Below are 25010 nucleotides of genomic sequence, written 5' to 3'. Positions count from 1 at the left end.
TTTAATTATGTATTTATTAGTATTTGAGTTTATATTATATAATTTAGTCTTATAGTTTAGTTTAAAATGTGATTAAATGAATCAATAATCGTTATGTGTATTATAATAAGTTTTATATGTATTATAATAATTTAATTATAAAATATAATAATAAGTTTTATAATAATAATTTTATAATAATTTAATAAATCATGTTTAATTTATATAGGTGATAGTAATAGTTATATAGATAATAGTAATAGTTGCTTAAAAAAGTAATAATTACTTAAAAATAGATTTAATTTAAGATAAATTTTATGTTTATAAATAAAAATTGTATTATATTGGAATGTTAATTATGATAGAAGAAATCATTGGAATAATTATTATTATAATGGCTATAAGAACTATTTTAGCTAAAAATAAAGCTGAAAGAATGCTTTATGTTAATGTTATTGACTTTGCTGTTTCAGCACTTATTGCATTAACTGTTGATAGTCCGTTTGGTCTTATAATTGCTATTACATTTTTCATAACTTCTACTATTGGTTCTAATGCAATAGCTTATACTTTAAATAGGCTAGAAAATGAAATTATCCTTGATGAGTGAATATGTTATGATGAGCAAATATCTTATAATATTAGTATAATCGGTGAATTTAATGATTTTTTTAGATTTTCTTAATGTAACATCTATATCAATAATCTTGATGTTTATTGGTGCTTTTGGTATTATATTGCTTGTTAAACCTCTTGATAAGCTTATAATGTTTGCAGTTATGGAAGCAGGATTATTATTAGCGGTTGTTTCATTTAGATATTTAGATGTAGCTTTAGTAATTGCTCTTTTTGGACCAATATCTACTGTTATATTCCTTTTATCCATTATTAAAATTAATGATATTCGAAAGAGAGATATTAAAGAGGGAAATAAAAACAATCCTGAAGGTGAGATATTTGATTGAAATTCAAATGTTATTTTATGCGGGTTGTATATTAGCTATAATTGGAAGCATAGCTACTGTAGCAGGCCCTGGAGTTAATGATCCTATTGTCAGAACGTTTAATACAGAAATTGCTGCAGTTGGAATATCATTAATATTTCTTGTTTACAATCATACCTTAGCACTAATGACTTTTGTGGCTGCTACTGCAGCTATTACTTTGATTTTACTTAGGGCTATAACTAGACTAGAAGAAATGGGGGCTGACGTATGAGCCGGATTGGTCGTTTTTGGAACTCTCTTGCTAATCCAGATAAAATTCCTAAAATTTATTCTGTAATATTAGCAGCAGTTATTTTAGTTGGATTTATTGTTCCTTTAAGTTTAGATGTTGACCAAATTTATCCAAGACCTGCTCCTCAAGTTCAAATTGAGCAAGGAACTCCTACTGCTCCTTATGATAGAGGTGGTATTCCTTTAGAAGTTCCAGGTATAACTAAAGCTCAATATCCAGAAAATTCAATGTCTTTAGGTATGGTAACTTCTTATATGAGTCCTCAGGCGCTTCTTGTAGCATCGCTTTCTCCATATTTTGGAACTAGTATTTATTCTTCGCCAGGGGGACTTATTGATGAGATTCTTTATTATACAAGAGGTTTTGATACAATATTAGAATCTTCAATATTGATGATGTCTTTTATTATAGCTTCTTGGTTAGCACTTAACTTTACTATAAATAGGAAAAAAGAAAATGATGAGAAAACCCATTCTAAAGATGGTTCTTCTAAATTAAAAAAGGAGTAGAATGATATGGTAACTTTGGTTCCAGAAGTTGTTCCAGCTATTACAGCATCTTTATACCTTCCTGCATTGTATGTAGCGATATTAATAGGGTTCATTGGTTTAACTGGGATTGCTATTCAGAAAAGAGATATTCATATTTTAATCCTAACTGATCTTGTTGGCTTAGCTATGTTAATTGTAGTTGCAGCTGTTGGAACAGATTTAGCTGAAGCATTGATACTTCCTGGTTTAGTTGTAGAATTAGCTGAGATTATGGCTATTTCAGAAATCTTAATATCTCGTGAAATGAGAAAAGCTGAAAATTCAGTTCCTAAAGATAGAACTATAACAGAAAAACCTTCTGTATTTCCACTTCCTTTAAGTTTAGATATGGAGATTATGAAAACAGCTCCAAATTTTATAGCTCTTGTTATGATATTATTTGGTGCATTTTTAACTGGTTTTACTGGTGGTGCAGTTGCTGGTGGAGGTATATTATTCTATATGATGTGTAAGAAGGCAAGAGGGTTACCAGTATTTGTGGTTGAAGGTATTGGGGCAATATCTGGTATTTCATGGTGTTTATGGATAGTTGGATTTGTATTGTTCTTCTTGGCTCCTCAATATTGGCTTCTTTCATTATTTATGGCTGCTTGTGGTTTAGTTTTAAAAGTAGCTTCAAAATTAGGATTGATTGGATCTATTCTTACTGAAGAATATAGGAGAGAATAATTAAGTAATGAGATAGATTGATATTAGAATAGATTAAAATTAAATTATATTGATAGTAAATTATAATAGTGAATTATATTCGTATTAAAATAGTACTAAATAGATTTATATTAGAATATAATACTATTCTAAATTCAAAAAGATTCAAATATGATAAATCGATAATATGTCGAGAATTTATAATTATTGAAAAAATTAAGAATAAAAATGATTATAATAAAAGATTATAATAAAAATGATTATATTTAATAGATAATTTATTATAAAATAAAGAGGATTATTATGGATATTACGTCATTAGGTGGTAATTTACTTGGAACAATACCTTTAGGTGATATTGTACTATATTTAACTCCATTCCATCTATTTATGTTTGCAGTTGTCTTAATATTCACATTTTTAATAGCTATTAGTAGAACTGAAACTCAAGTTGAAGCAGAATTTGGAACTTTAAAGGAAAATAAGGTTTCAATTGGTTTGGCTGAGTTTAAGGTAAGAAGATTTTTAGCTATTATTTGTGGGTTGGCTACTGCTGGAGCAATGATTACTGGAGATTTATTTAACTTAACCTTGTTTATTGCTTTAATTGGTATTGTTAATGTGGGTATAGTTTCTGCAGTAAAACAAGTTGATGTTCTTGATGCAGCTTATCAGTATGGAATTATGGCTATGATTTCTTCTCTTCCTTTGTTTGGTGGAGCATCTATAATTCTTGCAGCTACTGGAACTTTAAGTTTATTTGTAATTTCTGGTTTAGTTGCAACTCCTATGATGATTTTTGGAGCGATTCTCCTTTTAATAGGAGTAGCTGGTGAAACTGGTATAGCTCCATTTTTTGCTACAAAAGCTGAGATGTTTAGGACACCAGGTTCTCCATTCTTATTAATAATTCATTTAAGTTCTTTAATGGTAATTATAAGGGTGATTGAAGTATTGTTGATAATTGTAACATAATAAATTGTAATATAAAAAATTGCAATATAATAAATTTTAATATAATAATTATTTTATTATATATTACTTTATTAAAAATCATCTCATTAAAAATTATATCATATTTATCATTATAGATATTATATATATTATTAAAAATTATGTTATTATAAAATTATGTTATTATAAAATTATGTTGTTATAAATTATATTATTATAATAAAAAAATTTATAAAAGATTTATATAGATTTAATAAAATTATTGAATTAATAGGTGTGAAAATGAATAAACTAATGCTAACTAGCTGTTCATTATTGATAATATCTTTATTGCTAATATTATATGCTTTAATATTTAGTCCTTCTGATTGGATTGTTTATGGGATAGCTATTGTATTCATACCACTATTTATACTTTCATTAGGTTTAATAACTATGGCAAAAGCTAAAAGAGAAGAAATGGAGGAAAGAACTGAAGAACCATTCATTGGATATTAATTGGTTATATAATTAATTCTTATGTTTAGTTTTTCTTCTTGAGTTGATACTATGAATTTAATGGCTAATATCATTATTAATGTTGTAATAGCTTTCTTATTAGGTAGTTTATTATTAGGTTTCCATAGGAAAGTTATGGCGAGGATACAACTTAGACCTGGCCCTCCAATTATCCAACATTTTCTTCATTCTTTAAAATTCTTTTTTAAAGAAGCATCGTTTCCAAAAACTGCATCTATGCCATTTTATATAGCCATTGCTTGTATGTATTGTGCTATATGGATTGTTGCTGTTATTGTTGGTCCTGTTACTTATGGGTCATTATTACTAATATTTGGTGTTTATGCTGTTTATAAAATTGTTGAACACAATGCAGGTTCTTCATCAGGTTCTCCTTATGGTAAAATGAGTTGTGTTAGAGCAGTTTTTTCAGCAGCTGCTGAAATTCCATTATTTGCAGTTTTAGCTATTGTATTTCTTCAAACTGGAACTATGAATTTAGGTGAGATTATTACTTACCAATCTGCTAATGGTCCATTAATATATTCAATTCCTTTAGCTGCATTAATGTTCTTTGTTCTTATAGTTTCTAAATCACCATACTCTCCTTTTTCAATAACTAAGGGAAAAGATATTATCTCTGGCTTTGAAACTGAGCATTTCGGTGTTTTAAGAGGTTATATGATGCTTTCAGAATCAATTGCATGGTATATTTTATTATGGGTATTTTTAACAGTGTTCTTTGGACCACTTTCAATAATTGAATATTTAATTGGAATGATTTTGATTACAGCTATTACTGCAGTTATAAATGCTACTACTCCGATTTTAAATCCTAATCATACTGTTATGAGTCAAATATCTTTAGCTATTATTGGAATTGGAGGATCACTTTTATTGATGTTTTTAGCTTAAATTAGTGATAAATGGTCATTTTGATAAATCGATGTTTAATAGATCTGATCTTTAATAGATCTAATCTTTAGTAGATTTATTAAATCTTTAGTAGATCTATTAAAATTTTTTATTATTTAAAATCTATTAATAAATAGTTATATTAATAAAATAGATCTGTTAAAAAATTACATTATTTAATTAAACTTATAGTAATTAATATAAATTATAAAATTGAAAATTTATACCTTAACTTAGGGATATTATGAATAAAGAGAAAGATTTTGTTGTATTAACCTCATGTATGGCTATTGGAGTTATATTAGCTAGTGGTTTTGCTGCAGTATTACAAAGATGGTTGGTTCTTCCTGTAACTATATTTGGAATTATAATGTTTTCTTTAATTTTACTTCAAAATAAAGAGAAATTTGCCCATATAACTGAAAATTTAGAAAATATAGTCTTTATGATAACATTAATTATTATAATAATATCCTTTATAATACTTTTTAAGCCTATGTAGTAAATATTAACCAATTATGATCTTTTTAGAGTGATATGAATGAGTGAATTATCCTATTTAATATATATACTGGTCTTTATTATAGGGTCTGTTTTAGGTCTTTTGATAAGCTATAAAAAACATGGAGAGCCTTTTGTATTTAATGGTATTGAAATATTCTCTTTAATTATTGCTATTATTGGATGGATATTATTATTTAATTATAGCTTTATTTATCATATAATTGGTTTTATTTCACCAGAAATATTAATATCAATAGGGTTATTCTTAATAGCTTTAGTAATTGGAATGAGGCCTGGATATGGAAGAAAAGAAACTCTAATAGGAATAATCCTATCAGCTATAATTTGGATTATTACTTATATGCTTATTTAATCCTTAAAAACTTTTATATGAGATAATAATTATTATTTAAAAATTTACTACCTGATAATTATATAATTTCTTAAATAATATATTATTATGATATATTATTATAATAATATAATTTTTAATATAATTGAAATAATAAAATGTATATAATATTCAAATTTAATATAATAATCAAATTTAATATAATAATCAAATTCAATATAATAATTAAATTTAATGTAATTAAATTTTAATATATTTAATCACACTAAATATATTTAATCAGATCTAATAAGAATAATAATTATAAGAATAATAATTAGTTTAATAATAATTAAAAATTACTATCTATGGTGATATTGTGGATGAAGATGATGAGCTGCTGGAAACAATGAAACTTAGAATTCTTCAAAGTTTCAGATGGAGAGAAGATGTTGTTAATCCGTTAGCTAAAGAGTTAGAAATTTCCAATGAAATGTTTGAAAAAATCTTAATGAACCATCTAGATATGTCTAGTTTAGAAGCCCTTCATGCCACTCTTGAATCAGCTAAGCCTCAATGCCTTTCTGAAAAGCTTCATGCAGATTTGAGATTTTGTTGGTTATGTGATGTTATGGAATTAGTAACAATTGAAGAAGCTAATAGAATTAAATTATCTTTGGTAAAAGAAATAATTGATGGAAAAGATTATGATATGGCTTTAAAAGATGGTAAAAAGCAAGTTTTAGACTTGTTGTTAATGTAAATATTAATTTAATATGATTTATTGTAATAATATTAATAATAATGCAGTAATCAAATAATAAATATAATATAATTAAATATTATTTAATTAAAAAATATTATTTAAAAAATATTATTTAATTAAAAATTAAGTTGAATAAAAAACTAAATCTGAAATCATGTTTGATTTAAAAAGTAAATTTGATTTAAGAGGTTAATAAATGATAAATACTCTTAAAGATATTGTTAGAAAAAGTTCTATCCATGTTTGTTTAGTAAATTGTGGGGGATGTAATGGTTGTGATGTTGAAATTGTCGCACTTTTATCTCCTAGATATGATCTTGAACAATATGGAATTTATGTTCATAATAATCCTCGTGAAGCTGATGTTATATTGATAACTGGAGCTGTTACTGAACAATGGATTAAAAAAATAAGAAGAATATATACAAAAGCCCCTGAACCTAAAGTAGTTGCTTGTATTGGAAATTGTCCATTATCTGGAGATGTATTTAACCAAGAAGGTGGGAAAGTACATGCTCCTGTTTCTGATTTCATTCCAGTGGATGCTGAAATTTCTGGATGTCCTCCAAGACCTAGTGAGATTTTAGAAGCAATTTTAGCTGTTGCTCCTGGAGCTATTGCAGCTAGGGGGAGAGAAGCTAATGGAAAAGAAGTTGTAAAAGAGTCTAATGAGGGAGGTAAATAAATGATATTGCCTATTGGTCCAATTCACCCAGGTTTAAAAGAACCACTTCGGCTTAAATTACATACTCAAGGAGAAAAAGTTTTAAAAGCTGAAATTGATTATGGTTATGTTCATAGGGGAATTGAGAAGATTATGGAAGGTAAAACTTGGCAAAAATGTATTTACCTTGCTGAGAGAGTTTGTGGAATTTGTTCTTATGAGCATACTCAGACTTTTGCTGAGACAATTGAGAAAATTTCTGATGTTCGAGCTCCTGTTCGAGCTCAGCTTTTGAGAGTTATTACAAATGAGTTAGATAGGATTCAAAGTCATTTTTTAGCTAATTCTACTTATTTTAAGGCAATAGAACATGAAACATTGTTTATGTATGTTTTATCTTTAAGAGAGCATGCAATGGATGCTATTGAATTATTAACTGGTAATAGAGTTAATATGGGATGGAATGTTGTTGGTGGCGTTCGTATGGATGCAAAAAATATTCATCTTGATGCTATTTTAGAAAAAATTAGTCTCATAGAAAAAGATTTAGATAGATATACAGAGATTTTTAGTGAAGGACCTCTTGTTGGTCTTCGTTCTAAAGATGTAGGGAAAATGACTAGGGAAGAAGCTTTAAAAGGCAGAGCTGTTGGGCCTATTGGAAGAGCTTCTGGTTTAAAACATGACTTAAGAGAACAACATCATACTTATAGGGATTATCTTGATTTTGATCCTATTTGGAGAAAGGAAGGAGATAATTATGCAAGAACTATGAATAGATTTGATGAAGTTGCTCAGTCTATTGATTTAATTAGACAAGCTATTGATGTTTTGCCTGATGGTGATATTAGAACTAAAGTTGATATTGGTTCTGGATATGCTGAATGGAGAAATGAAGCTCCAAGAGGTGAAGTTGCTTACATGATTGAAACTAATGGTAATCTGATTAAGCATATCTCTATTAGAACCCCAAGTATTATGAATATTGATTCATGTGCTAAATTTATGCTTAAAGATGTTGCAACAGTTTCTGATGCTGTAGCTACTTATGCTAGTGCTGATCCATGTATTGCTTGTGCTGAACGAGTAGCTATTATAGATGTTGATAAAGGTGAGACTTCAAAAGATATTTATAATTTAAAATAATTTAATAGTTAACTTCTAATATTTCTTTTGAAGTTGTATTATAATATGATCAAATATAATGTGGTTATTTAAATATAAGGGAAAAATATGTCTTCTGTAATTTGGTATTTATATGAATTTGCTAGGAAATCTTTTTTTGAAGGGGTCACTGATGCAAAATCTAAACATGATATTGTTGAAAAGCCTGATAGATTTAGGGATTTTCCAGAAGTGCTTAAAGAGTATTGTATAGCTTGTGGAGCTTGTACTCAATCTTGTCCTTCTCCTCATGCTATTAAACTTGTTAGGGATGGAGACAATGATGATGGTGAAGGTCAGACTTATCCTGTAATTAATACTAGAGCTTGTATTAGGTGTGGTTTTTGTGCAGAAGTTTGTCCAACTGAACCAAAAACTTTACTTTGTGGTGAAAATCATTTAATTAGGGAAGAATTTAATATTATTCCTTCTAAAAGACAATACACTGTTGATGATTTTTTATGTATTAAATGTAAAAAGTGTATTAAATCTTGCCCTGTAGATGGAGCTATAATTGAAAGAGATAATAAAATTGCAGTAGATCAATCTAAATGTATTTCTTGTGGTAATTGCTTAGAAGCTTGTCCTGTTAAGGGAGCTATGAAAGGAGTATTTATAGATAATCTCGAAGATCAAAAAGCTATTATTCGTCTTGTTGTAAATACTCTTGAAGAGTTTATTGAAAGTAAAGAAGATGAATTACAAAGTTTACCTTCTGAAAAACTTCTTAAATTACAGTTACCTTTATCTAAAATTTGGGATAAGGCATTACAGATATTACCTGATGAAGAAGTTGCTTTAGAAGTTATTGAAAATGCAACTGATAGATTAAAAATTAGGATTATTACTTGGGATGAGTCTAAGTGTGAAAAATGTCGTTTATGTGTTGATGAATGTCCAACAGGGGCTATTACCTATAGTCCTGATGAAAATAAAGTTGAAAGAGATTCTGACAAATGTTTAAGATGTAGTAATTGTTACCAGACTTGTCCTTTCTCTGTTGTTAAATATTTCATAGCTAAGTTTTTACTTGATGAAGTTGATGGAGAAAAAGTTATTTTAATTACTTTGAAAGAATCTCAATTAGCTAATAGGTGAATTTATTGAGGAGATGATTATTATCGAGGTTTCTACTAAAAAATGCACTAAACCATTAAGAGAAGTTGAAGTCGATTATGAAATCGATAATAGTAAGTGCGAAATATGTGAGGATAAACCTTGTCTTAAAGCTTGTCCAGTTGAAGCAGTTTATATTGATTCAGAGGATAATAATACTAAAATTAATGAAAAATGTTTTGGTTGTGTTTTATGTAGGGAAGCTTGTCCTTATGATGCTATAAAAATAGAAACAAAGTTAGCAGAACCTATTAGAGAAAATATTCCTAATATAAATCCTAAACTTTGTAGAGCTTGTGGGGCTTGTGTTTCTTCTTGTAAAACTGGAGCAATTCATTTAACTTCTTCTGGTAGTGAAGAAGTTCATAGTGAAATTGATGAGGATAAATGTGTTAGATGTGGGTATTGTTTTAGATCTTGCCCAACTGATGCAATTAAATATGGTGAAATTCTTCCTAGAACTGTTTCTGGTGGAAGGGCAATTGTTGTAAATCAAAAGAATTGTATTGGTTGTATGACTTGTACAAGAATATGTCCTTCTAGGGGAGCTATTAATGTTGGAAAAACAAGTAAATTGCCTTATATTGATCCATCTTATTGTGCAAGATGTGAAGAATGTATGGAGGTTTGTCCATCATCAGCTATTAAATATTCTTCTCGTAAAAAAGCTTATGAATCTTTTAATAAAATTAGATCTTTAGAGATAGCTTCTAATATTATAGATAATGATATTAAAAAATTATCTAATGATATTTCTAAAGTTGATTCAATTTTAACTGATTTAGCTCATGATTATTCTTCTAAAGAGGGTAAAGATTTTGAAATCAATGTTACTAATTCTATTATTGATAAAATTCAAGATAAAATTGTTTCAGACATCTCTGTAGTTGAATTAAATGATTTAGTTGAATATTTCCCACCAATCCGTAAAATCAAGATTTTTGAAGATACTTGTATTGGTTGTGGTGAATGTATTCCTATTTGCCCTGTAAATGCTATTTGGCTTGAAATGCCTTCTCCAATCCATATTGAAGATAATTGTGTTTTTTGTGGTAAATGTGTCTCTACTTGTCCTGTAACAGCTATTGAATTAACTGAGGAGTTTTTTGAAACTCGTGGTAATGATATTTATTTCATTAGGAGAACTATTGATTCTGTTCGGGATGGAGAATTTAGGATTCAGAAAAGTTTATGTCAAGCTTGTGGAGTTTGTGTAAATCAATGTCCTGTTGATGCATTAAGTTTAAAAGACGATGAGATATTTGTGAATCAAGATTTATGTATATCTTGTAGAGAATGTGAGGCTTTATGCCCAGTTAATGCTATTAAAATTTGTTTGAACAATGAATAATTGAATAATTCAATATTTGTATTATTAATTATTTACATTATTGAATATTTTTATTAAATATTTGTATTACAATAAATGATAATATTTTATTAAATACTTGTATCTTACTAAATATTTTTATCTTACTAAATACTTGTATTTTATTAAATATTCTATTTTATCTTTATTTTTAGTACTATTTCTATTTATAAGTACTAATCCTTTTATTTTTTAATCGTTTTTAGAATTTTTAATACTGTTAGTAGATTTTCATTTTATGGAGGAATTTTAATGAAAAGATTATTTGTAACCGATTGTGAAGGGCCATTATCCTTAAATGATAATGCTTATGAGATTGCAAAAGAGTTTATTCCAGAAGGAGATGAATTTTTTAGGATTATTAGTTTATTTGATGATTATTTAGTGGATATTATTAAAAAAAAGAATTATAATTCTGGAAGCACCCTTAAGCTTATTGTGCCTTTTTTCAAAGCTTTTAATGTGACTAATGAAAATATTGTTAACTTTTCTAAGAATAATATTTTTTTAGTTGATAATGCACCAAATACTCTTAATTTAGCTAAAAATACTATGGATTCATATATAGTAAGTACTAGCTATGGTCAGTATATTGAAGCTATTTCAGATTATCTTGATTTTCCCTTTGAAAATACTTACTATACACATTTAGATAATTTAGATAATTATGAGTTGTCTGTTGATGAAAAAGAAAAGTTGATTGAATTTAAAGATATTATTGTTGATATAGCTAAAAAAGAGTCTGAAAGTGGAGTTTTAAGTATTGATTCTTTAAATAAGATTTTTTTTGAAGAAATTCCTAAAATGAATGTTTATTCTTTAATTAAAGATATTAAATGTGTTGGTGGAATTGGAAAGCAGCTTGCTCTTGAAGATATTTTATCAAAGCTTAATGTTGATGAAGCTAGTATTATGTATGTAGGGGATAGTCATACTGATGTTGAACCTTTAAGATTTGCAAAGGAAAATGGTGGAATTGCTGTTTCTTTCAATGGTAATGAGGTAGCTATACGTGAATCTGATATAGCTATAATCTCTGATAATACGATTGTAACTTCTCTTTTAATAGATCTTCATAGTAAGTTTAATAAAGATTATGTTTTAGAATTTGCTAAATCTTTTAATATGGATATTAAACGTGCTTTTGAAAGTTTTAGAATTAATTTTACTCTTATTGAAGAATTCAATGAATTATTTAAAAATAATGATTTACCAGTTATTGAGCTGGTTAATGAGGAAAATATTGATGAGCTTATATCTGAAAGTATTAAAATGAGAAAAAAGATTCGAGGGAAAAGTATTGGTTCTTTAGGGTAATTTAATAATTTATAATTATAGTATATTGATAATTTATTTATTATTTTAATAATATATAAAATTAATAAAGTTTATATTAATTATAAGTTTATATTAATATTATAATTAATCTAGTAATATGATTCAATACTTTAATGATTAGTCATATATTTAATATTTTAATTGCTATTATTTCTAGCTATTATTTATTATATTATATTAATTTATAAAATAATTAATATTTTAATTAATATAATTAATAGTAATAATTAATATCAATAGCTAATAATAATTAATAATAATCTAACAATTTAACATGGTTTAATAACTCTATATGCAATTAATGAAGGTGTTTTATGATAGATAAAAGTTTAATTGATGATACTTTTGCAGAATGCTTTTCTGGAAAGTATATTAGAGCATTAATTACTGCAGAAGATGAAGAAACTTTAAAACAAGCCGCGTATGATTCAACTTCAACTCCAGGAGCTGTTATTGGAAGAATTGAAGGTGGAGTTGAAAGCTTTATTGATGGAAATAAGACTCCTGATGGTCGTATAGGTGCTATTGTTCAGTACTGGTTTGGGCTTGATGATATGGAGAAATATGAAGTTGAATTATCTTATAGGATTCGTCAAGACGTTTTAGTTAAACCATTTACTCGAATGTTTAATTATACTAATGTATCTAATAAAATTGATTCTATTAATATGATGAAACAAGTAGGCCATTGTGGGGATGGCTATGAATGGATTGAAAATAATTATGGTCGTGAAATGATAAATGTTCCAATAGCTGTTCCTGATTTTCAAATAGAAAATGAACTTTACTATGGTGAGGGTATAATGGGAGCTAATTTTTGGTATATGTGTAAAAGTAAAGAAGCAGTTCTCGAAGCTGGTAAATTAGCTATTGATGCTATTATGGAAGTTGAAGGTGCTATAGCTCCTTTTGGAATTTGTTCTGCAGCTTCTAAAGTTGAAACAAATTATCCTTGGATTGGACCTACTACTAATCATCCATATTGTCCTTCATTAAAGAAAGATATTGGAAATATTTCTAAAGTTCCAGATAGTGTTAATTATATTCCTGAAATTGTTATTAATGGAATCGATATGGATGTTGCGAAATTAGCTATGAAAAAGTCTATTGAAGCTGTTTTAGATAGTGATTATTCTGATGATATTGTTAAAATTTCTGCTGGTAATTTTAATGGTAGTCTTGGTGAATATAATTTAAATCTATTGGATATTTTTTAAATATAAATATTTTGATCTAAATATGATTATATTATTAAATAATTCTTTACTAAATGATTCTATTATTAATATATTACTAAATGATTTTTTACTAAATGGTTCTGTTATTAAATGATTATATATTAGATATTAAGGAGTAAATTATGAGTATTTTAGATAATAATATTCCTGTTGAGGTAATTGGTTTTGGGGCTTTGAATCTTGATAAGATGTATTATGTAAATGATATTGCTTGTCATGATGAAGAAAGCTATATTAAGGATTCTGATTCAAATCCTGGAGGTTCTGCAGCTAATACTATAATGGGACTTTCTCGTTTAGGAGTTTCTACATCCTATATTGGTAAAATAGCTGATGATGAAGAAGGAGAAATGATTGAATGGAACCTCATATCTGAGGGTGTTTTTGTTAATAATCTGATTGAATCTGAAAAAGGTAATTCTGGAAAAGTTATGGGTTTCATTGATGAAAATGGTCAAAGAGCATTGTATGTTGATTCTGGAGTTAATGATGAAATAACTATAGATGAGATTAATATTGAGAATATTAAAAATACTAAAATAATACATTACTCTTCTTTTTTTGGAAACTCATTTAATACTCAGTTGGAACTTTTGGATTATATTCCTGATTCTGTTGTTTTAAGTTTAGATCCTGGAATGTTCTATGCTAAAAAAGATATTAAAGAGCTCAAAAAATTATTAAATAGAACTAATATTCTTCTTATAAATGAAAATGAACTTAAATTATTATTTAAAGATTATTATTTAGAAATTAATGGATTGAAAGGTTCTTATAATGAATCAACAGATGTTGATAATTCTTTATCATTTAAAGACATTGCCCGTATTGTTGTTAATGATGGAATTGAAACTATTGTTGTTAAAAGGGGAGAAAAAAGTGTCTTTGCTATTAACAATCAAAATGAAGAAGTTGAAGTTCCAGTTTTTAAAACTGATGTAGTTGATACTACGGCTGCTGGAGATTCTTTTAATGCGGGATTTTTATATTCTTTTTTAAAGGGTTATTCTCTTCATAAATCTTGTTTGATTGGAAATTGGGTAGCTTCTAAATGTGTTGAGAATATTTGCACCGTTGGCCTTCCAAATAAAGCTCAACTGGAAGATTTTGAGAAAAGTATTGATATGTAGTAATTATTATTAAATTATTATTAATTATTATTAGCTATTGATATTAATTATTACTATTAATTATAAGTTATTAAATTATTGTTAGCTATTATTAATCATTATTTTTAATGATCATTTATTATTAGATATTTTTATTAATTATTAAACTATTATTAAAAATTATTTTTAATTATTCAATTATTATTGTATAATATTATCTTTAATAATTAATCTATTATTTTAATTATTCAATCATTGTTTTATATTAAATCTTAAAATATAAAGCGTAAAATATAATGAATATAACATATTAAGTGAAATTTTAACTATGGGGATTAAGAAGATAATAATATATATTAGAATTAATAAAAATATTTTTATCTTTTATAATAATAACCTTTGATGTTTCTTAAAATATCAAAATAATATTTTTTTATAGAATGATCTTTTTGATATTTATATATCTTTATGATTTTAGAGGAAGATTTATGGAAATAAAACTTAAAAAACAAATGGAGGATCTTCAAAGAGAAGTTGTTCTTAAATCAGTAGATTTGGACGATGATATCGATGATTTTGAAGTTGATATTGGTGCTTATGATGGATATGATAAGCTTATAACTATTTCTCCACGTTGTGTTAGATGTGACCTTTGTGTTGAAGAGTGTCCTGTTGATGCTATTTCTCCTTCTAGTGCTGTTAAAAAATCTAGGGTTGAAAATAACTGCGTTAAATGTGAGATTTGTGCACAAACTTGTCCTGTTTCTTGTATTTATGTAATGGAAACTAAATCAGCTATTAATAAAGAAAGTGATGATGGTGATGTGGAGTATTCATTGAAAGAAGTTAAGGTTCCACATCGTGTTCTTAGAATGAAGGACATTAATATTGATAGAACTAAATGTGATGATTGTGGTGATTGTGTTAAGTTCTGTCCTACAAAAGCTATTACTATTAAAGAAAAATCAATAATTGAAGCAGCTGATGATACATCCTATCCTTATTTAGAGGATAAAGAATATCCATACATTGATAAAGAGCTTTGTGTTGGATGTGGTTCTTGTGTTAATTTGTGTAATACTGATGCTATAACTCTTGATAGGACTTTAGGGCCTGTTATTGTTACTAAATCTCTTTGTATTGATCAAGATGCTTGTGTTCAATGCTATCTGTGTGAAGAATCATGTCCTGTTGATGCTATTAGGTTAGATGGGGATGAAGTTGTATTAGATGATGATAAATGTATTAGGTGTAATGTTTGTTCTAGTAAATGTCCAGTTAATGCTTTATCTTTGAAAGATTTAGAAAAATCAGAAAGTTCAGAAGAATTAAAAGATTTAGAAAAGTCAGAAGACTTAGAAAATAATACTGATTCAGAAACAAACTAATCATTAAATAAATAAACTTATTAAATTTATATTTTGAAGGGATTTTATGAAAGCAAAAGAAATGATGGATAAAGATTTTATCTATGTATCATCTGAGGATACTGTAGAAAATGTTTCTATAAAAATGGAAGAGTCAAGAAGGTTTACTAGTCCTGTTGTTAGTCCTGATATGAAGCTAATTGGTTGGATAACTTCATTAGATGTTACTCGTGGTTTAAGAGAAGGTAAAAAAACTGCTTCTGATATTATGCATCCTAAAGAAGAGATTATTTATATTTATGAAAATGATCCTTCTAGATTAGCTGTTATTGAAACTTCTAATCATAAATTAATTAGTATGCCAGTTCTTAACAAGGATGAAATTGTTACTGGAGTAATCAGGTCTTTTGATATTATTGATACTTTATCCTCTCTTTATGATGTTAAAGTCTATAAACTTTATGAAGCTATGCAGCAAGAACTTAAAGGTGTTACTTGGGAAGAGTTAATGGAAGCTTCAGCTATTATTAGTCGTAGAACTACTGGAAAACGTGTTAAGGCTGAGGATTATGAGAGAAATATTCGCAATGCTACTTTTGGAGAAGCAATATGGGCGACTGGTGGTCTTGAAAAATTTTTTGTTGGTTTGATAGCTGTTGGTGAACTTGTGATTGCAAGAAAGGTAGGCAAAGCAAGAAAATGATAAGTTTTAATAGATATATTTAATATATATACTTTTAATAAATATTTTAATAAATATTTTTTATAAATATTTTTATAAATACATTATTGATAGTATATTTTTAATATTGATAAATATATTTTTGATATTAATATTATATTTTTGATAAAGAATTTTTAATAAATATTAAGTTTAATTAATCATCGATGATTTAAATGAGTGAAAAAAATAATTTTAATGAATATCAAGAGAAAACAGTTCTTGTAACTGGTGGAGCTGGGTGTGTTGGTAGTAATTTATCTGAAAAGTTAGCTAATTTAGGTGCAAAGAAAGTTATTATTCTTGATAATTTATCTTCTGCTTATGAATGGAATATACCTAAAGATGATAATATTGAATTTATTAAAGGAGATATTCTTGATGAAGCTATCTTAAAAAGAGTTTTTAAACAAAGACCGTCTCATGTTTTTCATTTAGCTGCTCATTTTGCTAATCAAAATAGTGTTGATAATCCTGAGCATGATTTAATGGTTAATGGGATTGGTATTCTTAAAGTACTTCAACATGCACAATTAACTGGTGTTGAACGCTTTGTTTACTCTTCTTCTGGTTGTGGTGTTTATGGACTTGATTCTAAAATGCCTTTTGAGGAACCTGATATTTCTATTTCTTTACACACTCCTTATCAAGTTACTAAACTTCTTGGAGAACTTTACACTAATTATTTCAACAACTTGTATAAAATGCCTATTGTAAATGCAAGATTTTTTAATGTTTTTGGCCCTGGTGAAGTTCCAGGTAAGTATAGAAATGTGATTCCTAACTTTTTTTATTGGTCTATGACAAATCAAGCTCTTCCTATTACTGGTGATGGCAGTGAAACAAGAGATTGGACTTTTGTTGGGGATATTGTTAATGGTCTTTTAGCTATGGGTATTGAAGAAGAAGCTATTGGTGAAGCTATTAATTTAGGTTCTGGTAAAGATCATCAGGTTATTGATATGGCAAATAAAGTGAATGCTTTAACTGGAAACAAAGAAGGCATAGCTTACAGAGCAAGAAGAGATTGGGATGCTAAAAATAAGTTATTATCTTCAATTGATAAGGCTAAGGATATTTTAGATTATGAGCCTTCTGTTTCTTTTGATGAAGGATTAAAATATACACATAATTGGTTTGCTGATAATTGGGATAATATTGAAGAAAGTGCAGAATTTGATTATTAATTAGCTAAGTTTTATTTTTAGCTTTTCATTAATTTATTTCATTTTTTAGCTTTTTTCTTTCATTGTTTTTAATTTTATAATTTTTTTATGGAGGTTTAAGTATGGATTTTAAAGATTGTATTGATTTTGCAAATGAAAACCCTGTAGCTTGGTTAGCTACTTCAAAAGATGATCAACCTCATGTTAGGGCTATGGGTATGTGGTATGCTGATGAAACTGGTTTTTACTTTCAATCAGCTATTATTAAAGATTTAGTTGGGGAAATTAAAGAGAATCCTAAAATTGAATTGGCATTTTTTAAACCAGATGATGGAAATGGAACAATGCTTCGTGTTGAAGGTGAAGCAGAATTTATAGAGGATATTGAAATGAAAAAGCTTTGTTTAGAAGATAGACCTTTTTTAAAAGAATTTGGTTTAACAGCTGAAGGTGATGAGTTAATAATATTTAGAATTGCCACTGGTAAAGCTCATTTTTGGACTATGGCTACTAATTTAGATCCTAAGGAAATTATTAAGTTTTAAAACTGTTTATAGTTTTATAATTTTAATTTTATATTTTTACAGCTTATAATTTTATATTTTATAATCTTATAATCGGTAGCTTTATATTTTATGATCTTATACTTGGTAGTTTTATATTTTACAATCTTATACTTGGTAGTTTTATATTTTGTAATCTTATACTTGGCAGTTTTATATTTTGTAATCTTATAATTATTAGTTTTATTGATTATAATTTTATATTTTGTAGATTTATTGTTTATAATTTTATAGGGTTATAATTATGATTTTATAGTATATAATTTATTATTTTTCTATTTTAATTGATCTTAGATTTTTTGATATTATGAAAATTTTAGTTATTCAAGAATCAGACTGGTTAGAGAGAAACCCTCACCAACAACATCATCTTATGGATAGAATGGCTGTAAGAGGCCATGAAATTCGTGTAATTGATTATCCCATTGATTGGCCAAATGATAATGATAAAGGACTTGTTTATCCTAAAAAAACGTTTTATAATGTGTCTAAGGTAGATGATAATGCAAATATTCAAGTCATTCGTCCTAGTTTTATTAAACTCCCAGTTTTTAGCTATTTGTCTTTAGCTAATTCTCATAGAAATGAGATTAAAAAACAAATAAAAGAATTTAAACCAGATGTTATTATTGCTCTTGGACTTATGAATGCTTATATAGCTTCAAAAATAGCTAAAAGTGAAAATATTCCTTTTGTTTATTATTTAATTGATGTTTTATACACTTTAATTCCAGAAAAGGCTTTTCAGTCATTTGGTCGTATGATTAATAAGAAAGCTATATCTAATTCAGATCTTGTAATTACAATAAATGAACAACTTAAGAGTTTAGCTATTGATTTAGGTGCAAAAAAGGATGAAACTGTTGTAATTGATGCAGGAATTGATTTTGAATCTTATAATCCTGATTTAGATGATTCAAATATAAGAAAAGAATTAGGTATTAATAAAAATGATATTGTTCTTTTCTTTATGGGTTGGATTTATGATTTTGCTGGTATGAAGGAGTTAGCTATTGAGTTAGGTAAGAAAAGAGAGGATTATTCTAATTTTAAGATTGTTATTGTTGGTGATGGTGATGCTTATGATGATATTGTTAGAATTAAAGATGATTATGATCTTTCAAGTCAGTTGATTTTAACTGGTAAGCAACCTTATACTCGTATTCCTGAATTTTTATCTTTAGCTGATTTTTGTCTTCTTCCTGCTTATATTGATGAGGAAATTATGCAGGATATTGTTCCGATTAAATTATATGAATACTTAGCTATGAGAAAGGTGGTTATAGCTACAAAACTTCCTGGTATTTTTAAGGAGTTTGGAGAGTCTCATGGTATTGAATATGTTAATTCTGCTATTGAGGTTCTTGCTTGTGCTAGTTCTATTATTGATAATGGAGATTATGATAGAATAGCTAATTCTGGTCGGGATTTTGTTAAAAATAATGATTGGAATCTTATTACTGATGATTTTGAAAAGGTTTTAAATGATTTGATTAAAGATTTTAATTAATACCTTTTTATTATTTTCTTAGTAATTTTTATTAATTTTTATTAATTATTATTAATTTATTTTATTATTTTTATTACTTTATTATTTTTAATATTTTTTCTGTTTTTACTTTATTATTTTTTATATTTTTTCATTATAATTATGGCTTTGTAGAAATCCTTTTAATATCAATATAATTATAAAAAATGATTATGATTAAAAATCTTTTATTTTGAAATTAAAGAATTTATTTTAACAATTTAATTTCACAAATTAAAAATTTCAAGTGTAAAAAATAAGGATTTCTACAAAGCCATAATTATAACAAGTTTTAATTTGATTAAATTAGTAATATTTATATTATACTTTATAGAATCTATATATGGGATAAATAATTTGGTTACATATAAACATAATCTTAAAATTATATTGGTATTTTATTTCAATATAACTATTTGGTATATCTAAATTACTAATAATATATTGAGTAAATATATTTGAGTATTAAAAATATTTTTTAGTTTAATTGTTAGTTAATAGTTTAATTGTTATTTAATCTATTTTAATTGTTAGTTAATAGTTTATTTAGTCTAATTTTTTAGCTTAATCTTTTTTTTAATGTAACCATTTTTATGAATTATTATTCATTTATCCATTATAAATAACGGGGGAATTTATAACGTGATTAATAAAAATTTTAAGTGTTTTAATCTATTGTTTATGGTTTTTTTATTAATATTTTTAGTTTTTGTTTCTTTTAGTTCAGTCACTGGAGCAAATCCTATAAATATTGATAATTCAACTTCTGAGGGTGGGATTAAAAATGCAGTTGATAATTTAGATAATAATGGTACTTTATTTTTAGATAATGGAATATACAGTGGAGTTAATAATACTAATATTTTAATAAATAAGAATATTACAATTGTTGGTAAAGATAAACAAAGTACGATTATTGATGGTAGTGGAATTTCAAGAATTTTCAATATAACTAGTGGAAATTCGTTAACATTAATTAATCTTACAATTAGAAATTGTAAATCTGATGTTGGTGGTTCTATTTATAGTCAAGGTAGTTTAACCTTGGAAAATTGTATTTTTACAAATAATAGTGCTGTTTATAATATAGGTAATTCTATTAGTGATTATGGTGGTGCTATAGCGATTTTTGGCAATGTTGATGATGTAAACATTATTAATTCAACCTTTGATTCTAACAATGCTACTGGTCTTGGTGGTGTTTTCTATTTTGATGGAAAAGTTAATGGTATCAATATAGCTAACTCTAATTTTTATAATAATTATGGTGCTCTTGGAGGAGGATTATACATTAACAATACATTTAATGGTAATCTACGTATTACAAATTCTACTTTTAGAGGAAACAATGCTAGTGGTCCGGGTGGTGCTATTTGCTTTAATAATGAAGTTAATGGTAGTATAATTATTATTAATTCTTCATTTAGTAACCATAGTAGTTTTGGTATTGGTGGTGCTATTTGTTTTATGAATAGCATCAATGGTTCTGTGTCTATTATTGATTCTGATTTTGTCAGTAACAATGTTTCTGGTCCGGGTGGTGCTATCTACTTTGGTAATATGATTGAAGGCCCAGTAAATATTGTAAACTCTACTTTTATGAATAACACTGGTTTTGGTAATGGTGGTGCTATTTACTTCGGTAATATTAATAATTCTGTGAGTATTATTGATTCTAGTTTTGTTGAAAATAATGTTTCTGGTCCAGGTGGTGCTATATACTTTGGTAGCATGATTAATGGTTCTGTGAGTATTATTAATTCTACTTTTGATGATAATTCTGCTGGTGGTGTTGGTGGTGCTATTTGTTTTGGTTTTATTAATGGTTCTGTGAGTATATCTGGATCTAATTTTAATAATAATAATGTTTCTGGTCCTGGTGGTGCTATCTATTTTGGTGGTAATATCAATGGTTCTATGAATATAGTTAATTCAACTTTTGATGATAATTCTGCTAGTGGTGTTGGTGGTGCTATTAGTTTTAGTCTAATTAATGGTTCTGTGAGTATATTTGGATCTAGTTTTAATAATAATAATGTTTCTGGTCCTGGTGGTGCTATATACTTTAATGATATTAATGGCCCTGTAATTATATTTAATTCTAGCTTTGATGATAATTCTGCTAGTGGTGTTGGTGGTGCTATTAGTTTTAGTTTGATTAATGGTTCTGTGAGTATATTTGGATCTAGTTTTAATAATAATAATGTTTCTGGTCCTGGTGGTGCTATATACTTTGGTAATATTAATGGTTCTGTAATTATATTTAATTCTAGTTTTGTTGATAATGTTGTTAATTCTCCAGGTGGTGCTATTAGTTTTAGTTTTATCAATGGTTCTGTAAGTATTATTGATTCAATTTTTAATTATAACAATGCTAGTTATCCTGGTGGTGCTATTTACTTTAATGTAATTAATGGTACTCTTTATATTGCTAATTCCAGTTTTGATAATAATAAAGTTTTATCCGATGGTCCTGGTGGTGCTATCTATGTTGGAGGAGATATTTTTGGTAATTTAAAAATTATTAATTCTAGTTTTGATAGCAATAGTGCTGGTGGTCCTGGTGGTGCTATTAGTTTTGGTAATATTCATGGTAATGTGAGTATAATTGACTCTAGTTTTGATGATAATGGTGTTTCTAGTCCTGGTGGTGCTATTAGTTTTGGTAATATTGATGGAGATGTTATTTTAGCTAATTCTACCTTTAATCGTAATATTGCTGGTGGTCCGGGTGGTGCTATATATTTTAGTACTATAAATGGCAATGTTAGTATTGTTGATTGTAATTTTGATAACAACAATGTTTTATATGCTCCAGGTGGTGCTATTTACTTTTATGTTATACAAGGATCTGTTATTTTAGCTAACTCTACTTTTAATAATAACAATGCTAATGGTCCTGGCGGTGCTATTGGTTTTGATGGTTATATTTTGGGCGATATTTTAATCATTAATTCTACATTTATTGGTAATAATGCTAGTGGTTCTGGTGGTGCTATATTTTTTAATTCTATTGGTAATTTTCTAAATATTGTTAATTCTAGTTTCATTGGTAATAATGCTAGTGGTTCTGGTGGTGCTATTTCATTTAATGAGAATTTTAATAATATAATTATTACTAATTCTAATTTTAGTAGTAATAGTGCTAGTGGTCCTGGTGGTGCTATTTATGTTGAAAGAGCTTCTAATTTTAATATATCCAAATGTAACTTTACAAATAATTCTCTAACTAATGAAGGAGTTATTTATCTTATTGAATGTGAAAATGTTTCAATAATATCTTCTAACATTATAAATAATACTCAGGGAATATATATTGTTAATTGTACTAATGTTTCTATAAGTTATAATAGATTATTTAATAATAGTTTATTTGATCTGAATGTTACTAATGGTGGAGTTGTAGCTGATTATAATTGGTGGGGAAATAACACCCCTTCAGCTTATTATGGTGTTATATTAAATAATTACTTTATTACAAATGTTATAAACACTACTTCTGTAGCTTATGAAGGTATAGCTAAGTTTAGATATATTTTTAAATTGACTGATGATGGTAGTTTTGATCCTTTTAAATTGCCTTATTTTGAATGTTTTGTTTATTTAAATAATTCTTGTATTAATTCATTTGATGCTAGATTTAATAATAATTTCACTGTTTATAGTGGGGTCTTCAATGGTTTTACTAATTATAAATTTTTAATTGATAATCAGAATATTTCTATAAGTCTTTTTTCAACTAAAAAAAATACTAAAATTAGTATATCTTCACCTACTATAAATCAAGGTAAAAAAACTTCTATTAGAGTCACTTTAACAGATTCTCAAGGTAATCCTTTAGCTTATAAATCTGTTAAACTTATAGTTAACAAGAAAACATATATTAAAAACACTAATGCTTATGGAGTTGCAGTATTTAACATTGGTGGATTAAAAGGAGGTAAATATAAAGTTACTGGAATCTATGATGGAGATAATACTTATGCTTCATCTATGAGTTCTAAATACCAAATTGTTAATCCTAAAGTTGATTTAGCTATTTTAAAAGTTAAAAAAATCAAAAATAGATATAATAAACAAGTAAGTAAATATATTGTAACAATCCAAAATAAAGGTAGTTTAAAATCTAAAAAAACACAATTAAAATTATGGCATGTCAGAAAAGGAATTAAAATACACTCTAAATATATAAATATAAAGCCTATTAAAGGTAATGGGAAAATAAACATTATTGTTACTTATTATCCAGATAAGGCTCATCATAAATATTGTAAAAAACAATATTTTGTTTTAAATCCTAAAAAAACAATGAATGAAATAACATATAAAAACAATAAAAAGGTTATAAAAGTTTAAAATTTTTAGTTTATTTTATTTTTAATTTTTTTATTTATTTTACTTTTTTATTTTTCATTTTTTATTTATAATTATTTACAAACATTTATAGCAAGAAATTTAGATTTTATTTTATAAAAATATAGATTTATAATTATGAAATTGAATTTATTCAATTTAATTCTTAATTTATATATAATATTAAAACATAATATAATATAGGTGATTTTTATGAAAGAAAATGTTTTTTATGGAAAAGGAATGGGACCAATAAAAAGAGATTTTCCTGATATATATGAAGCTATAGTTGAATTAAACGATGCAGTCTATACAGGTAAAGTTATTGATTATAAAACTCAAAAATTCATCGCTTTAGCTATTGCAGCATCAAATTCAGATGATAGGGCTGTTAAAAAACAAATTCAAAGTGCAATTAATGAATTTAATGCTACTAAAGATGAAATCATGGATGTTTTAAGAATTGTTCTACTTACTTCAGGAATGCCTCCATTTGTAAAGGCAGTTAAAATATTATATGAGGTAATGGAATAATTTTAATTCAATAATCTCTAGAATTTTTATTTTTACTTTTTATATTTATTATAGAATATGTTTTAATTTTATATAATTTTCTACTTTTTATATAATTTTTTACCTTTTGTATAATATATTTCATATTTTTTATATAATATTTTTTTATATTTTATCAAATTAGGGAAAAGTTTTTATATAATGAAATATTAATATAATATCATTAAATAGAGAGTGTTCACATTTTATAGTCTTTATATAATATTTTTTTATATTTTATCTAATGAGAGAAAAGTTTTTATATGATGAAATATTAATATAATATCATTGAATAGTGAGTGTTCACATAATTCTAACTATTCTTAAAATAAAATATCTTTGACTGAAACTGGTTTAAAAAAATTTAATGTTTTTAT

General features: G+C 26.3%; 25 protein-coding genes. All 25 read left to right on the top strand.

From position 1 onward, the window contains the following. The first annotated feature begins 337 nt into the window (after positions 1 to 337). The 25 genes from MBBAR_RS03710 (at position 338) to MBBAR_RS03590 (ending at position 24615) form a co-directional block, all read left to right on the top strand. Complete coding sequence (locus MBBAR_RS03710) at positions 338 to 589, top strand: DUF2109 family protein (RefSeq protein WP_211272911.1); 252 nt, start codon at positions 338 to 340, stop codon at positions 587 to 589. Between the two features lie 52 nt (positions 590 to 641). After that, positions 642 to 944, top strand: coding sequence for a DUF2108 domain-containing protein (locus MBBAR_RS03705; protein ID WP_080459917.1), 303 nt, complete (start codon positions 642 to 644; stop codon positions 942 to 944). Beyond that, entirely contained in the window at positions 937 to 1197 is a 261-nt protein-coding gene (locus MBBAR_RS03700; RefSeq protein ID WP_080459916.1) for an EhaE family protein, read from the top strand. Before MBBAR_RS03705 ends, MBBAR_RS03700 begins: the two co-directional genes overlap by 8 nt. Continuing rightward, positions 1194 to 1727 (top strand): EhaF family protein, encoded by a 534-nt coding sequence (locus MBBAR_RS03695; protein WP_080459915.1) that lies wholly within the window; start codon positions 1194 to 1196, stop codon positions 1725 to 1727. The genes MBBAR_RS03700 and MBBAR_RS03695 overlap by 4 nt, the downstream gene beginning before the upstream one ends. Before the next feature lie 6 nt (positions 1728 to 1733). Continuing rightward, positions 1734 to 2438 (top strand): EhaG family protein, encoded by a 705-nt coding sequence (locus tag MBBAR_RS03690; RefSeq protein WP_080459914.1) that lies wholly within the window; start codon positions 1734 to 1736, stop codon positions 2436 to 2438. Positions 2439 to 2720: 282 nt separating this feature from the next. After that, positions 2721 to 3392 carry a hypothetical protein gene (locus tag MBBAR_RS03685; protein ID WP_080459913.1) on the top strand — a complete coding sequence of 224 codons (672 nt, stop codon included), beginning with the start codon at positions 2721 to 2723 and terminating at the stop codon, positions 3390 to 3392. Positions 3393 to 3653: 261 nt separating this feature from the next. Then, positions 3654 to 3869, top strand: coding sequence for a hypothetical protein (locus tag MBBAR_RS03680; protein WP_042704108.1), 216 nt, complete (start codon positions 3654 to 3656; stop codon positions 3867 to 3869). A 51-nt stretch (positions 3870 to 3920) separates the two neighbouring features. After that, positions 3921 to 4784: a respiratory chain complex I subunit 1 family protein gene (locus MBBAR_RS03675; protein WP_080459912.1), complete on the top strand. Its 864-nt coding sequence runs from the start codon at positions 3921 to 3923 to the stop codon at positions 4782 to 4784. Positions 4785 to 5028: 244 nt separating this feature from the next. Then, positions 5029 to 5286, top strand: coding sequence for a hypothetical protein (locus MBBAR_RS03670; protein WP_080459911.1), 258 nt, complete (start codon positions 5029 to 5031; stop codon positions 5284 to 5286). A 39-nt stretch (positions 5287 to 5325) separates the two neighbouring features. Next, entirely contained in the window at positions 5326 to 5661 is a 336-nt protein-coding gene (locus tag MBBAR_RS03665) for an energy-converting hydrogenase subunit EhaL family protein (RefSeq protein WP_080459910.1), read from the top strand. A 367-nt stretch (positions 5662 to 6028) separates the two neighbouring features. Next, on the top strand, positions 6029 to 6382 hold the full coding sequence (locus MBBAR_RS03660) for a DUF1959 family protein (protein ID WP_080459954.1): 354 nt from the start codon (positions 6029 to 6031) through the stop codon (positions 6380 to 6382). Positions 6383 to 6581: 199 nt separating this feature from the next. After that, a complete protein-coding gene (locus MBBAR_RS03655; protein WP_080459909.1) occupies positions 6582 to 7070 on the top strand; it encodes an NADH-quinone oxidoreductase subunit B family protein in 489 nt (162 codons plus the stop codon). After that, positions 7071 to 8195, top strand: a complete 1125-nt coding sequence (locus tag MBBAR_RS03650) for a hydrogenase large subunit (RefSeq protein WP_080459908.1) — start codon at positions 7071 to 7073, stop codon at positions 8193 to 8195. A gap of 87 nt (positions 8196 to 8282) precedes the next feature. Beyond that, positions 8283 to 9311 carry a 4Fe-4S binding protein gene (locus MBBAR_RS03645; RefSeq protein WP_080459907.1) on the top strand — a complete coding sequence of 343 codons (1029 nt, stop codon included), beginning with the start codon at positions 8283 to 8285 and terminating at the stop codon, positions 9309 to 9311. A 13-nt stretch (positions 9312 to 9324) separates the two neighbouring features. Beyond that, on the top strand, positions 9325 to 10680 hold the full coding sequence (locus MBBAR_RS03640) for a 4Fe-4S binding protein (protein WP_080459906.1): 1356 nt from the start codon (positions 9325 to 9327) through the stop codon (positions 10678 to 10680). A 270-nt stretch (positions 10681 to 10950) separates the two neighbouring features. Beyond that, positions 10951 to 12015, top strand: a complete 1065-nt coding sequence (locus MBBAR_RS03635; protein ID WP_080459905.1) for a hypothetical protein — start codon at positions 10951 to 10953, stop codon at positions 12013 to 12015. Between the two features lie 338 nt (positions 12016 to 12353). Then, entirely contained in the window at positions 12354 to 13253 is a 900-nt protein-coding gene (locus tag MBBAR_RS03630; protein ID WP_394325480.1) for a formylmethanofuran--tetrahydromethanopterin N-formyltransferase, read from the top strand. Between the two features lie 143 nt (positions 13254 to 13396). Continuing rightward, positions 13397 to 14404 (top strand): carbohydrate kinase family protein, encoded by a 1008-nt coding sequence (locus MBBAR_RS03625; protein ID WP_080459903.1) that lies wholly within the window; start codon positions 13397 to 13399, stop codon positions 14402 to 14404. 467 nt (positions 14405 to 14871) lie between these two features. Continuing rightward, complete coding sequence (locus MBBAR_RS03620) at positions 14872 to 15771, top strand: 4Fe-4S binding protein (RefSeq protein WP_080459902.1); 900 nt, start codon at positions 14872 to 14874, stop codon at positions 15769 to 15771. A gap of 46 nt (positions 15772 to 15817) precedes the next feature. After that, the gene (locus tag MBBAR_RS03615; RefSeq protein WP_080459901.1) at positions 15818 to 16453 is read left to right on the top strand and encodes a CBS domain-containing protein; all 636 of its coding nucleotides are present in this window, start codon (positions 15818 to 15820) and stop codon (positions 16451 to 16453) included. Between the two features lie 194 nt (positions 16454 to 16647). Further along, positions 16648 to 17658, top strand: coding sequence for an NAD-dependent epimerase/dehydratase family protein (locus MBBAR_RS03610; protein ID WP_080459900.1), 1011 nt, complete (start codon positions 16648 to 16650; stop codon positions 17656 to 17658). A 101-nt stretch (positions 17659 to 17759) separates the two neighbouring features. Further along, positions 17760 to 18182: a pyridoxamine 5'-phosphate oxidase family protein gene (locus tag MBBAR_RS03605; protein ID WP_080459899.1), complete on the top strand. Its 423-nt coding sequence runs from the start codon at positions 17760 to 17762 to the stop codon at positions 18180 to 18182. 325 nt (positions 18183 to 18507) lie between these two features. Next, positions 18508 to 19710, top strand: a complete 1203-nt coding sequence (locus MBBAR_RS03600) for a glycosyltransferase (protein ID WP_080459898.1) — start codon at positions 18508 to 18510, stop codon at positions 19708 to 19710. Positions 19711 to 20370: 660 nt separating this feature from the next. Beyond that, entirely contained in the window at positions 20371 to 24084 is a 3714-nt protein-coding gene (locus MBBAR_RS03595; protein ID WP_143746126.1) for an Ig-like domain-containing protein, read from the top strand. A gap of 210 nt (positions 24085 to 24294) precedes the next feature. Beyond that, positions 24295 to 24615, top strand: coding sequence for a carboxymuconolactone decarboxylase family protein (locus MBBAR_RS03590; protein ID WP_080459896.1), 321 nt, complete (start codon positions 24295 to 24297; stop codon positions 24613 to 24615). Positions 24616 to 25010 lie beyond the last annotated feature (395 nt).

Origin of the sequence: Methanobrevibacter arboriphilus JCM 13429 = DSM 1125 (assembly GCF_002072215.1) — an archaeon.
GTDB lineage: Archaea > Methanobacteriota > Methanobacteria > Methanobacteriales > Methanobacteriaceae > Methanobinarius > Methanobinarius arboriphilicus.
Note: the sequence above shows the minus strand (reverse complement) of the source record. Positions and strands in the feature narration are given on the sequence as shown.

Coding starts and splice junctions, on each gene's coding strand:
- MBBAR_RS03710 (WP_211272911.1), top strand. CDS start 338: ATGATAGAAGAAATCATTGGAATAATTATTATTATAATGGCTATAAGA.
- MBBAR_RS03705 (WP_080459917.1), top strand. CDS start 642: ATGATTTTTTTAGATTTTCTTAATGTAACATCTATATCAATAATCTTG.
- MBBAR_RS03695 (WP_080459915.1), top strand. CDS start 1,194: ATGAGCCGGATTGGTCGTTTTTGGAACTCTCTTGCTAATCCAGATAAA.
- MBBAR_RS03690 (WP_080459914.1), top strand. CDS start 1,734: ATGGTAACTTTGGTTCCAGAAGTTGTTCCAGCTATTACAGCATCTTTA.
- MBBAR_RS03685 (WP_080459913.1), top strand. CDS start 2,721: ATGGATATTACGTCATTAGGTGGTAATTTACTTGGAACAATACCTTTA.
- MBBAR_RS03680 (WP_042704108.1), top strand. CDS start 3,654: ATGAATAAACTAATGCTAACTAGCTGTTCATTATTGATAATATCTTTA.
- MBBAR_RS03675 (WP_080459912.1), top strand. CDS start 3,921: ATGAATTTAATGGCTAATATCATTATTAATGTTGTAATAGCTTTCTTA.
- MBBAR_RS03670 (WP_080459911.1), top strand. CDS start 5,029: ATGAATAAAGAGAAAGATTTTGTTGTATTAACCTCATGTATGGCTATT.
- MBBAR_RS03665 (WP_080459910.1), top strand. CDS start 5,326: ATGAGTGAATTATCCTATTTAATATATATACTGGTCTTTATTATAGGG.
- MBBAR_RS03660 (WP_080459954.1), top strand. CDS start 6,029: ATGAAACTTAGAATTCTTCAAAGTTTCAGATGGAGAGAAGATGTTGTT.
- MBBAR_RS03655 (WP_080459909.1), top strand. CDS start 6,582: ATGATAAATACTCTTAAAGATATTGTTAGAAAAAGTTCTATCCATGTT.
- MBBAR_RS03650 (WP_080459908.1), top strand. CDS start 7,071: ATGATATTGCCTATTGGTCCAATTCACCCAGGTTTAAAAGAACCACTT.
- MBBAR_RS03645 (WP_080459907.1), top strand. CDS start 8,283: ATGTCTTCTGTAATTTGGTATTTATATGAATTTGCTAGGAAATCTTTT.
- MBBAR_RS03640 (WP_080459906.1), top strand. CDS start 9,325: ATGATTATTATCGAGGTTTCTACTAAAAAATGCACTAAACCATTAAGA.
- MBBAR_RS03635 (WP_080459905.1), top strand. CDS start 10,951: ATGAAAAGATTATTTGTAACCGATTGTGAAGGGCCATTATCCTTAAAT.
- MBBAR_RS03625 (WP_080459903.1), top strand. CDS start 13,397: ATGAGTATTTTAGATAATAATATTCCTGTTGAGGTAATTGGTTTTGGG.
- MBBAR_RS03620 (WP_080459902.1), top strand. CDS start 14,872: ATGGAAATAAAACTTAAAAAACAAATGGAGGATCTTCAAAGAGAAGTT.
- MBBAR_RS03615 (WP_080459901.1), top strand. CDS start 15,818: ATGAAAGCAAAAGAAATGATGGATAAAGATTTTATCTATGTATCATCT.
- MBBAR_RS03610 (WP_080459900.1), top strand. CDS start 16,648: ATGAGTGAAAAAAATAATTTTAATGAATATCAAGAGAAAACAGTTCTT.
- MBBAR_RS03605 (WP_080459899.1), top strand. CDS start 17,760: ATGGATTTTAAAGATTGTATTGATTTTGCAAATGAAAACCCTGTAGCT.
- MBBAR_RS03600 (WP_080459898.1), top strand. CDS start 18,508: ATGAAAATTTTAGTTATTCAAGAATCAGACTGGTTAGAGAGAAACCCT.
- MBBAR_RS03590 (WP_080459896.1), top strand. CDS start 24,295: ATGAAAGAAAATGTTTTTTATGGAAAAGGAATGGGACCAATAAAAAGA.